The sequence below is a fragment of the Citrobacter sp. Igbk 16 genome (assembly GCF_028069755.1).
GTDB lineage: Bacteria > Pseudomonadota > Gammaproteobacteria > Enterobacterales > Enterobacteriaceae > Citrobacter.
In genome coordinates, this window is the sequence record NZ_JANEWJ010000020.1 from 15,489 (window position 1) to 27,244 (window position 11,756).

The 11,756-nt window shown below is 52.8% G+C and carries 10 protein-coding genes; 2 read left to right on the top strand and 8 right to left on the bottom strand.

Features of this window, described 5'->3' with window-relative positions; translation table 11 throughout:
• Positions 1-40: 40 nt before the first annotated feature.
• The 5 genes from ubiB to udp form a co-directional block, all read right to left on the bottom strand.
• Positions 41-1,681 carry a ubiquinone biosynthesis regulatory protein kinase UbiB gene (ubiB, locus tag NNO03_RS14235; protein ID WP_271441027.1) on the bottom strand — a complete coding sequence of 547 codons (1,641 nt, stop codon included), beginning with the start codon at positions 1,679-1,681 and terminating at the stop codon, positions 41-43.
• Positions 1,678-2,283, bottom strand: a complete 606-nt coding sequence (gene ubiJ / locus NNO03_RS14240; RefSeq protein ID WP_202037297.1) for a ubiquinone biosynthesis protein UbiJ — start codon at positions 2,281-2,283, stop codon at positions 1,678-1,680. Before ubiJ ends, ubiB begins: the two co-directional genes overlap by 4 nt.
• Positions 2,284-2,296: 13 nt before the next feature.
• Complete coding sequence (ubiE, locus tag NNO03_RS14245; RefSeq protein ID WP_202037298.1) at positions 2,297-3,052, bottom strand: bifunctional demethylmenaquinone methyltransferase/2-methoxy-6-polyprenyl-1,4-benzoquinol methylase UbiE; 756 nt, start codon at positions 3,050-3,052, stop codon at positions 2,297-2,299.
• 94 nt (positions 3,053-3,146) lie between these two features.
• Positions 3,147-4,577 (bottom strand): DNA recombination protein RmuC, encoded by a 1,431-nt coding sequence (gene rmuC, locus NNO03_RS14250; protein WP_271449817.1) that lies wholly within the window; start codon positions 4,575-4,577, stop codon positions 3,147-3,149.
• Positions 4,578-4,717: 140 nt separating this feature from the next.
• Positions 4,718-5,479, bottom strand: coding sequence for a uridine phosphorylase (gene udp / locus NNO03_RS14255; RefSeq protein WP_006686084.1), 762 nt, complete (start codon positions 5,477-5,479; stop codon positions 4,718-4,720).
• A gap of 265 nt (positions 5,480-5,744) precedes the next feature.
• Between udp and NNO03_RS14260 the strand changes: the two genes are divergently transcribed.
• Positions 5,745-6,551 (top strand): dienelactone hydrolase family protein, encoded by an 807-nt coding sequence (locus NNO03_RS14260; RefSeq protein ID WP_137383154.1) that lies wholly within the window; start codon positions 5,745-5,747, stop codon positions 6,549-6,551.
• A gap of 77 nt (positions 6,552-6,628) precedes the next feature.
• On the opposite strand, the gene metE is transcribed toward NNO03_RS14260, so the two are convergent.
• On the bottom strand, positions 6,629-8,890 hold the full coding sequence (metE, locus tag NNO03_RS14265) for a 5-methyltetrahydropteroyltriglutamate--homocysteine S-methyltransferase (RefSeq protein WP_271449818.1): 2,262 nt from the start codon (positions 8,888-8,890) through the stop codon (positions 6,629-6,631).
• Positions 8,891-9,125: 235 nt separating this feature from the next.
• Between metE and metR the strand changes: the two genes are divergently transcribed.
• Positions 9,126-10,079, top strand: coding sequence for an HTH-type transcriptional regulator MetR (metR, locus tag NNO03_RS14270; protein ID WP_271449819.1), 954 nt, complete (start codon positions 9,126-9,128; stop codon positions 10,077-10,079).
• Here metR and NNO03_RS14275 read toward each other — a convergent pair.
• Positions 9,967-10,866, bottom strand: coding sequence for a carboxylate/amino acid/amine transporter (locus NNO03_RS14275; RefSeq protein WP_271449820.1), 900 nt, complete (start codon positions 10,864-10,866; stop codon positions 9,967-9,969). The genes metR and NNO03_RS14275 overlap by 113 nt on opposite strands.
• 80 nt (positions 10,867-10,946) lie before the next feature.
• Positions 10,947-11,747, bottom strand: coding sequence for a sugar/pyridoxal phosphate phosphatase YigL (yigL, locus tag NNO03_RS14280; RefSeq protein ID WP_202037303.1), 801 nt, complete (start codon positions 11,745-11,747; stop codon positions 10,947-10,949).
• Positions 11,748-11,756 lie beyond the last annotated feature (9 nt).

Sequence of the window (11,756 nt, forward strand, 5' to 3'; positions counted from 1 at the left end):
GTAGTATACGTTACACGACCTGCCTTGGGCGATGAAAAAATCAGCGCATTTTGCGCCAGCCGATCAGCCAGGCGAGAACACCACCCGCGATTAACCAGCCAGGCATAAGCCCCCACTCAGGACGGCTTACCAGCAGGAATGTCCCACTTAACAGCAACGTTGCGCCAATACCCAATAAATAACGGGATTGTCCCTGACGTACGTGATTCGCATGAAGCTCGCGCGCAATCTTATCAACACTGTGCTGTAAATATTTGCCCTGGCGCAAACTGTCATACACAAGTTCAGGTATTTCTGGCATTTTTTCGACCCAGAACGGTGCTTTTTCTTTAAATGCCCTGACAAGCGCCGGAATACCTACCTGATCTTTAATCCAGGATTCTAGGAAAGGCTTGGCCGTTTTCCACAAATCCAACTGAGGATAGAGCTGTCGGCCAACACCCTCAACGTACAACAGCGTCTTCTGCAACAACACCAGTTGAGGCTGGACTTCCATATTAAATCGACGTGCTGTATTGAACAGATTCAACAACACGTGACCAAAGGAGATCTCTGCCAGCGGCTTTTCGAAGATAGGCTCACACACGGTACGAATGGCAAATTCAAATTCTTCAACATTGGTATCGGGAGGAACCCAACCAGAATCGACATGTAGCTCGGCAACCTTACGGTAATCGCGATTAAAAAACGCAATAAAGTTTTCAGCCAGATAACGCTTATCTTCTTTATTTAATGAGCCCACGATCCCGCAATCAATGCCGATGTATTTCGGGTTTTCAGGGTGCTCATAGCTGACGAAAATGTTACCCGGGTGCATATCGGCATGGAAAAAACTGTCGCGGAATACCTGAGTAAAGAAGACCTGAACACCACGCTCGGCCAACAGTTTCATGTTGGTACCGTTCTTCTCAAGCGTTGCAACATCCGAAACAGGGATACCGTAAATACGCTCCATCACCATCATGTTCTGACTGCAATAGTCGGAATACACTTCCGGGATGTACAGCATCGGGCTGTCTTCAAAATTGCGTCGCAGTTGAATGGCGTTTGCCGACTCACGCAGCAGGTTCAGCTCATCGATCAATGTTTTTTCATATTCACGGACCACTTCGGTTGGCCGCAGACGACGTCCGTCCGGCAACAGGCGAGGGACCCAGCGAGCAAGACGATAGATCAGTTTTAAATCGGCTTTGATTACCGGCAGGATATCCGGACGAATAACCTTGATCACCACCTCTTTGCCATTCGACTTCAGTCGTGCGGTATGCACCTGAGCAATAGACGCAGATGCCAGTGGTGTGATCTCAAAATCATCAAACCACTCTTCAACAGGTAGCCCACCCATTGCTTCTTCAATCTGTTCTTTTGCTCGTTGTCCATCGAATGGAGCAACCCGATCCTGCAACAGTGCGAGCTGATCAGCGATATGCGGCGGAAACAGATCACGACGGGTGGAGAGCATTTGACCAAATTTGATCCACACCGGCCCCAATTCCTGCAAAGCCAGTCTCAGCCTTTCACCCAGCGGCTTATCTTTATGTCGGTTTGGCATCCAAAACAATGTGTAACGCCACAAACGGAGCGGCAGCGTAATACGCATTTTGGGGATGAGTTCATCAAGACCGTAGCTTAAAAAAGTGCGAATGATGAAATAAAGGCGCCGTACTTCTCCTGGCGTCATTTGGCCTCCAGTTTTTCCAGCCGTCTGGCCAGAGATTCAACCGCGCGCTCAACCGCTGCCGTTTCTTCCGCAAACCATGCAACTTCAAGCGGGCCAGGGGCCATACGCCACTCTTCAGTGATCGCTTCGGCAACATAACGTTGCTGACGTTGAATGCCACGACGCAGGAACTTCGCGCCACCGCGCAGGACTTTGCTAACACCTTCCGCGACAATATCACCGGTATAAGGTGCTAATAGCTCTGCAGGGTCAAATTCCGCCAGGTCAGCCAGAGCCACAAAGTTCTGCACCACCTGAATATCGCCCTGCACTTCCAGTTCGCCGCTACGAATAAGCGTGGTGAGCTGCTGCCGGTCGCGTAATTTTGGTAACACGCTGGCATGAGTGATCACGGTGCAATCTGCTTCGCCTTCCCATGCCCCCAGCACATCGACCTGGCGCTCACTGAACACCAGGACTAACGGCGTAGAAAATCCTTTGAGATCAACACGCAGTACCTTGCTCTGCAAACGCGTTCGGGCTGATTTTAGCGCAGGTGAACGATACAGAAAGGTGTTGAGCAGATTTTCAACGCCAGCGGTCACTAAGGGTTTTAAAGGCATCCCCGGTCTCCTGTCAGAACTTGTAACCACGATGCAGCGCAACAACACCTGCCGTCAGGTTGTAGTAATCAACACTTTCAAACCCGGCATCTTGCATCATTGCTTTTAACGTGTCCTGATCGGGATGCATACGGATCGACTCAGCCAAATAGCGGTAACTATCTGCGTCGCTCGCAACCATCGAACCAATACGTGGCAGAATATGGAAAGAGTACGCATCATACGCTTTGCTCAGCGGTTCGATGATCGGTTTGGAGAATTCCAGCACCAGTAAGCGCCCACCAGGTTTCAACACACGATACATCGAGCGTAGCGCTTTCTCTTTATCCGTAACGTTACGCAGGCCGAAAGAAATGGTAATGCAATCAAAGGTATTGTCAGGGAACGGCAGTGCCTCAGCATTTGCCTGGACATATTCAACGTTACCAATCACGCCAATATTGCGCAGCTTTTCGCGACCCATTTTGAGCATTGAGTCATTGATATCTGCCAGAATAACCTTACCGGTTTCACCAACCATGCGAGAAAATTTCGCCGTCAGATCGCCCGTGCCGCCCGCTAAATCCAGAACGGTTTGTCCACGACGCACGCCACTACAGTCAATGGTGAAGCGCTTCCACAAACGATGAATGCCAAATGACATTAAGTCATTCATAACGTCATATTTAGACGCCACAGAATGAAAAACGTGGGCCACCATGTCAGCTTTCTGCTCTTTAGCGACGGTCTGAAAGCCAAAGTGCGTCGTTTCTTGTGAATTATCCACCATCTCAGTGCCTGCTCATCCAAAAAATGTTCGAGAAGTGTAACAGATTGGGCCCATTTGCCCTACCCTTCTGCCGGGTTCAACTACCCCAAATGGGCTAGCTCGATTGCTGATTTACCGCCGCATTATCGGCGTATGTCTCTTCTTGTTGCGCCTCGGAGACCGAGCGCAAACGGTACTCTTCATCCTGACTCGTGGCATGTTCAGCCAACTCAGGATTAATCTCACGCTTAATTTCCACGCCTAAGCCGCGGAAGGCTTCCGCCTGTGATAAGACATTTCCACGCCCCGAAGAGAGCTTCTTCATTGCCTGTCGGTAGTTATCCTGGGCTTTGTCCAGGCTTTGGCCGATTGCCGACATATCATCCACAAACAGGCGCATCTTGTCATAAAGTTTACTGGCCCGATCCGCAATTTGTTGCGCGTTGCGGCTTTGATGCTCATAGCGCCACAGGTTAGCGATCGTACGTAATGCCACCAACAACGTCGTGGGGCTGACCAGCATAATGTTATTTTTAAGCGCTTCGGTAATCAGTTCGGGCTGTCTGTCCAGCGCCAGCAGGAAAGCAGGTTCGACGGGGATAAACATCAGCACATAGTCCAGCGTACGCAGCCCTGGAAGCTGTTGATAATCTTTACGACCCAGCAGACGAATATGATTTCGCACAGAGGCGATATGCTCCTGCAGCGCACCCTCCCGGGTGTATTCATCTTCTGCATTAAAATAGCGCTCATAGGCAACCAGCGTCATTTTAGCGTCAATCACGACATCTTTACCTTGCGGTAGCCGGACAATAACGTCTGGTTGCATCCGTGAGCGCGCATCATTCTCGATGCTAACCTGGGTTTCGTATTCATAGCCTTCCCGCAGACCAGAGGCTTCAAGCACCCGCGTAAGTACCACCTCTCCCCAGTTTCCCTGTGTTTTGTTATCACCTTTCAATGCCCGTGTCAGGTTAACGGCTTCCTGCGCCATCTGCGCGTTCAGTTGCTGGAGATTACGAATTTCGTGTGCCAGGGTGTGGCGCTCTTGCGCCTCTTTACCAAAGCTATCCTGAACCTGGCGGCGAAAACCGTCCAGCTGTTCGCGTAATGGTGTCAGCAGACTGTTAAGGCTTTGGCGATTTTGCTCATCGACGCGACGGTTACTGTGTTCGAAAATGCGGTTCGCCAGATTCTCGAACTGTTCGCTCAGGCGCTGTTCGCTGTTGATCATCTGGCGAATTTTATCTTCCGCATGCTGCTGCGTTGCTTCCAGACGGGTGGTGACTTCCCGGAGATCGGCCTCCAGTGAGGTATTGATACTCTGCAGGCTACGGAGTTCGTTATTCAGCAGCTCGCATTCGTCACGCCAGTGGGCTTCCTGCGAGAGCTGTTGCCGGGCTGCACTGAGGGCAATATCCAGTTCTCGTCGTTCTTCGATGAGGTCTGCGCGGATCTGATCGGCGCGCGCCTTTGTCGCCAGCCAGCCCACCAGCAGCCCTGCAGCTAATGCCAGCACGGCACTCATCAAAATTGAAATATCCACAACGCCCCCTTACAGCAACGACTTACCCGCACAAAATAGAATTGTGCTGTATAAACGTCCAGTTTAAAAGGAATTTCCTGCGAGGTGCTACGCAAAATAAAAAGGCCGAACACGTCGGCCTTTTAGCAAAGAAGGGAGAATTACAGTAAACGGCGTGCGGCTTCTACCACGATTTTCACCGCGTGGCTTTCCGTTTGCTTCATCGTTTCTGCATTCGGGATCTCTTGCTGAGTACGGTTGACGATAACGCCAGCAACCATACCTGCACGCAGACCCTGGCTTGCGCACATGGTCAGCAGCGTCGCAGATTCCATTTCATAGTTCATGACGCCCATCGACTGCCACTCTTCCATAGAGCCTTTGAAACGGCTCACTACGCGGCCAGAGAAGGTGTCATAACGCTCCTGGCCCGGGTAGAAGGTGTCTGAAGACGCGGTAACGCCTACGTGGGTGGTCGCACCGATAGATTTTGCCGCTTCCACCAGCGCGGTGGTGCACTCGAAGTCTGCAACAGCCGGGAATTCCATTGGTGCAAAGTGCAGGCTCGCACCGTCCAGACGGACAGATGCGGTAGTCACCAGTACATCACCCACATTGATATGCGGCTGAATAGCGCCAGTCGTACCGATACGCAGGAAGGTACGGATGCCCAGTTGCGCCAGTTCTTCTACGGCGATGGAGGTGGACGGGCCGCCGATACCGGTAGAGCAAACGATCACGGCTTTACCATCCAGTTCAGCACGCCAGGTAGTGAACTCGCGATGAGATGCCAGCTTGACCGGCTTATCCATCAGCGCGGCGATCTTTTCCACACGCTCCGGGTCGCCAGGGACGATAGCGAGCTGGGCCCCTTGTAAATCGTTCTTAGTGAGGCCGAGATGAAAAACATCAGACTTAGACATAAAAACTCCTCTGTGAATCGGTTTTGTCAGAAGAAGCAAAAACACACTTTACCGAAGGCATAAACATCTTTTCGTGACAGCCATCACTATGACGCAAATCAATTGCATTGATTTACCGTGAAATGGTGATGACCATCACATTAATGGCGCAATGTAAGGAAGCCTTGCACAAAAGATAGACCGTTTGAGGCAATGTGGTTCGTTGCATATGTCTATAGTTAACAATGCGCTATTTTGCATAATATTTAAGGGTACGGAGAATACCATGACAACACGACAATCTGGTTTTGCACCTGCTGTATCCCCACCGTCGTCCACGACGGTTCACACCCCGGATAACGCGATTATCGCCGGAGTGACATCAATTCCATCACAAGGCGATGATATGCCTGCGTATCACGCACGACCGCAACAGACCGATGGTCCGCTGCCCATCGTCATTGTTGTGCAGGAAATTTTTGGTATTCATGAGCACATTCGTGATGTTTGCCGTCGACTGGCGCTGGAAGGTTATCTGGCTATTGCACCCGAACTCTATTTTCGCGAGGGCGATCCCAGTGACTTTGCCGATATCCCGACGCTTCTAAGCGGCCTGGTGGCGAAAGTTCCCGACTCACAGGTCCTGGCGGATCTGGACCATGTTGCCAGTTGGGCCTCCCGCAACGGCGGCGATGTGCATCAATTAATGATGACGGGTTTTTGCTGGGGTGGACGTATTACCTGGCTGTATGCCGCACACAATCCACAGCTAAAAGCGGCGGTGGCGTGGTATGGCAAATTGGTTGGCGATAAAACGCTGAACTCCCCCAAACACCCTGTCGATATTGCCACCGATCTGAACGCTCCCGTGTTGGGACTGTATGGCGGTCAGGATACCAGTATTCCACAGGACAGCGTGGAAACCATGCGTCAGGCATTACGAGCCGCCAATGCTAAAGCGGAAATCGTCGTCTATCCCGATGCTGGCCATGCGTTTAATGCCGATTATCGCCCGAGCTATCACGAAGAGTCCGCGAAAGATGGCTGGCAGAGAATGCTGGAGTGGTTTGCGCAATACGGTGAGAAGAGATAATCGAGTCGGTCGGGTAAGGCAAAACCGCTACCCGACCTATTGCCCGGAGCGGCTTCGCTGACCGGGCCTACGTATCGTTAAGCCTGACGCAGATTCTGCGCAGCTTTGACCATATTAGCCAGCGCAGCCCGAGTTTCCGGCCAGCCGCGCGTTTTCAGGCCACAGTCCGGGTTCACCCACAGACGCTCAGCCGGAATACGCTGTTGCGCTTTCTTCAGCAGGGCTTCAATCCACTCTACACTCGGGACGTTCGGTGAGTGAATATCATAGACGCCCGGCCCGATTTCGTTCGGGTAATCGAACTCTTCAAACGACTCCAGCAGTTCCATATCAGAGCGTGAGGTTTCGATGGTGATCACGTCCGCATCCAGCGCAGCAATGGAATCCATGATGTCGTTAAACTCGCAGTAACACATATGGGTGTGGATCTGAGTTTCATCCCTCGCCACCGCAGCGTTGATGCGGAAGGCTTCAACGCCCCATTCCAGATATGCCGCCCAGTCACTGCGACGCAGCGGCAGGCCTTCACGCAGTGCAGGTTCATCAATCTGGATAATACCGATACCCGCCGCTTCCAGATCTGCCACTTCATCACGCAACGCCAACGCAATCTGTTTCGCGATCGTTTCACGGGTCACATCTTCACGCGGGAACGACCAGCAAAGAATGGTCACCGGTCCGGTCAGCATGCCTTTAACCGGTTTGTCAGTCAGCGACTGCGCGTATTTAGCCCACTCAACGGTAATCGCTTCCGGGCGGCTGACGTCGCCAATCACCACCGGCGGTTTCACGCAGCGAGAGCCGTAGCTCTGCACCCAACCATTCTGGGTAAAGACGAAGCCGTCCAGATGTTCGCCAAAGTATTCGACCATGTCGTTACGTTCAGCTTCACCGTGTACCAGTACGTCGAGGCCCAGACGTTCCTGCTCAACAATCGCCTGTTTGATATGTTCTGCGATCCCTGTACGGTAGTTGCCTGCATCCAGGTTGCCCTTTTTGAAGTCCAGGCGCAGACCGCGAATCTCCGTGGTTTGCGGGAATGAGCCGATAGTGGTGGTCGGCCATGCTGGCAGATTAAAGCGGGCACGTTGCGCCTCGGCGCGAACCGGGTAAGCGTTGGCGCGTTGGCTGTCCTGGGCGGTGATCGCCGCCAGACGTTTTTCCACTGCGGCGTTGTGTACACGGGTGGAGTGGCGACGCGCCTGAATCGGTGCGCTCCATTCAACCAGCGCCGCGGTATCACCGCTGTTCAGCGCATCACGCAGTAGCGCCAGCTCTCCGCATTTTTGCAGCGCGAAGGCAAACCAACTCTTCACTTCGGCATCCAGGCGGGTTTCAACACTCAGGTCAATTGGGCTGTGCAGCAGAGAACATGAAGACGCCACCCACAGCGAGCGTTTCCCAACGATATCTTTAATTTGCGCGTATTTTTCGCTGAGATCGGCGCGCCAGACATTACGACCATTTACCAGACCCGCTGACAGCAGCCAGTCGGCAGGCAGGCGTTTGTGCAGCTCGGCGACATCATCTTTGCCATGGACCAGGTCAACATGCAGACCCTGCACCGGCAGCGCGGTAATGGTCTCCAGGTTTGGCGTTACGCCTTCGAAGTAGGTGGTCAGCAGCAACTTCACCTGGCCCTGCAGGGCGTCATAAGCCGGTTTAAAAGCATTCAACCACACTTGCGGCAGCTCCAGTACCAGAGCAGGCTCATCAATCTGCACCCACTCAATACCGCGTTTCGCCAGCTCAGCCAGCACCTGCTGGTAAACCGGCAGAATGTCGTTGAGCAGGCTCAGGCGGTCAAACTGTTCGCCCTTCACTTTCCCCAGCCAGAGGTAAGTTACCGGGCCAAGCAGTACGGGTTTTACCTTGTGACCGAGCGCCAGCGCTTCGTCCACTTCATCCAGCAGTTGGGTCCAGGTCAGTTTGAACTGCTGACCTTTGGTGAACTCCGGCACCATGTAGTGATAGTTGGTATTAAACCATTTGGTCATTTCTGCCGCCGCCGCCGGTTCACCCGTCGGTGCACGGCCACGGCCAATACGGAATAAGGTATCGATATCGACGGAGCCATCTTTATTTTGATGGCGAGCCGGAACGTTGCCGAGCAGCAGGCTGGTGGTCAGGACGTGATCGTACCAGGCAAAATCACCCACCGGCAGCAGGTCTATACCCGCCTGTTTCTGCTGCTCCCAGTGGCGGGCACGCAGCTCGCGGCCAACGGTCAGCAAATCTTCACGGGAAGAATTACCCGCCCAGTAACTTTCTTGCGCTTTTTTCAACTCGCGACGCAGGCCAACGCGAGGAAAACCGAGGGTGTGATTCAATATTGTCATTTTTCTTCCTCTAATTATATGTAAATCCTATGGATTTTGAATTTAGGGAAGGCGGCAAGTTTGTTCATCCCCGGGAGCTTACTGAAGTAAGAGACCGGGGTGGAGAAACGCAGCCAACGCACCATAAATTTAAAAGACGAAGGATTTTAGCCGTCCAGATGTTTACACATCCATATTTGCCAGTTACTGTATATTCCTCAAGCGCAATTTGTTCATGCCGAAGTGAAGGACTTTCATGATCGAGATTAAACACCTGAAAACGCTCCAGGCGTTGCGGAACAGTGGCTCTCTGGCAGCAGCAGCGGCCACGTTGCATCAGACGCAATCCGCCCTTTCTCACCAGTTCAGCGATCTGGAGCAGCGCCTTGGCTTTCGGCTTTTTGTCCGCAAGAGCCAGCCTTTGCGTTTTACGCCACAGGGTGAAATTCTGCTCCAGTTGGCAAACCAGGTATTGCCGCAAATAGGTCGCGCGCTGCAGGCATGCAACGAACCGCAGCAAACCCGATTACGTATCGCTATCGAATGCCACAGTTGCATTCAGTGGCTGACGCCCGCGTTGGAGAATTTTCGTGCCAACTGGCCGCAGGTGGAGATGGATTTTAAATCCGGTGTGACCTTCGATCCGCAACCGGCGCTACAGCAGGATGAGCTGGATCTGGTGATGACATCCGACATTCTGCCGCGCAGCGGATTGCACTACTCACCGATGTTCGATTTTGAAGTACGCCTGATCCTGGCCCCCGACCATCCGCTGGCCAGCAAAACGCAAATCACGCCGGAAGATTTGGCCAGCGAAACTCTGCTTATTTATCCGGTGCAGCGTAGTCGGTTGGATGTCTGGCGGCATTTCCTGCAGCCCGCAGGCATCAGTCCGTCGCTGAAGAGTGTGGATAACACACTGCTGCTGATTCAGATGGTTGCCGCAAAAATGGGTATCGCGGCTTTGCCGCACTGGGTAGTAGAGAGTTTTGAACGCCAGGGTCTGGTCGTAACCAAAACCCTGGGCGATGGGTTGTGGAGCCGACTGTACGCCGCCGTGCGCGACGGAGAACAGCGCCAGCCGGTAACAGAAGCGTTTATTCGTTCAGCGCGGAATCACGCCTGTGACCACCTGCCGTTTGTGCGGAGTGCGGAACGACCCACTTACGATGTACCCACAGTGAAGCCACTATCACAGCCGCGCCAATGATAAAGCTTGGCCAGTGCGGTTGTTGGTGCCAGATAGCCAGATTGACCAGCAGCCCCGCCGGCACATGCATATTGTTCATAATGCCCAACGTACCGGCATCCACCTGGGTCGCGCCGTAGTTCCACATAAAGTAACCAATGCCGGACGCTGCCACGCCAAGAAACACCAGAATTCCCCACTGTAGCGTAGTTGCAGGCATTTTCTGAGCATTGCCCAGCATGAACCAGGCCACGACCGCCACCATAAAGGCACCCATGTAAAACCAGGCAAAGGCGTTGTGTTGTGGCATCGGGCGCGTTTCCATCAGGCGTTTGTAACCCACCATACCGATGGCAAAGCTAATGTTAGAAAGCTGTACCAGCAGCAGGCCGGTCCAGAAGTGGCTGGTCACCTGATCGTAACGGATAATCCCTGCGCCAATTACCGCCAGTAGTGCGCTGAACGCATAGCTCCAACGTAAACGGCGCCCGCTCATCAGGTCATAAATTAGCGTAATGTACAACGGCGTCAGAACGGTAAAGAGCAGCAATTCTGAAACCGTCAGATACAGATAGGCGTGAAAACTCAGCATATACATAATGCCAAGCTGCATGGCTCCCACCAGCATATACAGCGCGATTGTTTTTACGCTGTGCCCACGGGTACGCAAAAACGGAAAAAACACCAGAGCCGCCAGCCCAACGCGCACCAGCACCGCAAAATAGCTATCGACATGACCGGCAAGGTACTCGCCAAACAGGCTGAAGGAAAAGGCCCACAGAATTGTGGTAATGATGAGTAACGCCACAATGGATGTCTCTTAACAAAAGGTACACCCATTGTAGCGAAGAACACGGTTGACAACTGGTCAACTAACGACCAACAACGTTACTGCAGAAAAAGCTCTCGCAGATAATGCGGCACGGCATCATCGGCATTGAGGCCAATCACGTCCAGTTCCGGATGCAGATCCTTCAGGCGTTGATGCGCGTTGCCCATGATACAGCCTTTGCCTGCCATGGAGAGCATCTCCGCGTCGTTCATACCGTCGCCGAAGGCGATACAGTCCTTCAGGCTATAGCCCATCGCTTTCGCCACAGCTTCCAGCGCATGGCCTTTCGACACGCCACCTGCCATCACTTCCAGACACGTCAGTGTGGAGAAACTGACGTTCACGCGATCGCCCCAGCGGGCGTTAATCGCCTGTTCCAGCGGCAGCAACCTTTCGTGAGAATCGGTGGTGAAAAACACTTTGCTAACGCCTTCCGGCTCCAGCAGTGCAGGTTCAAACAGTGAATAATTGAATACCGCCTCTTTAAAGAAACGCATTTCTTCCGGGCGGTGGCGGTTCATGAACCACTCATCATCGCGGTAAACATTCGTCACGATATCCGGGTTGGCGTTCACAACGCCAAACAGATCGCTGGCAATGTCGCGATCCAGGTTGTGGGAAAACACCAGATTTCCGTCAGGATCGTGCACGCGGGCACCGTTGGACGTGATCATGTAGGTTTTAATGCCGAGGTTATCGCGAATTTGCCCCACATCAACATGATGACGACCGGTGGCAAACACGAAGTGAACACCGCGAGCCGTCAGAAGTTTCAGCGTCTCTTTGGCATAAGGGGACAAAGTATGGTCGGGAGAAAGCAGCGTACCGTCTAAATCAGACGCAACAACCTGATACATAAGAAAATT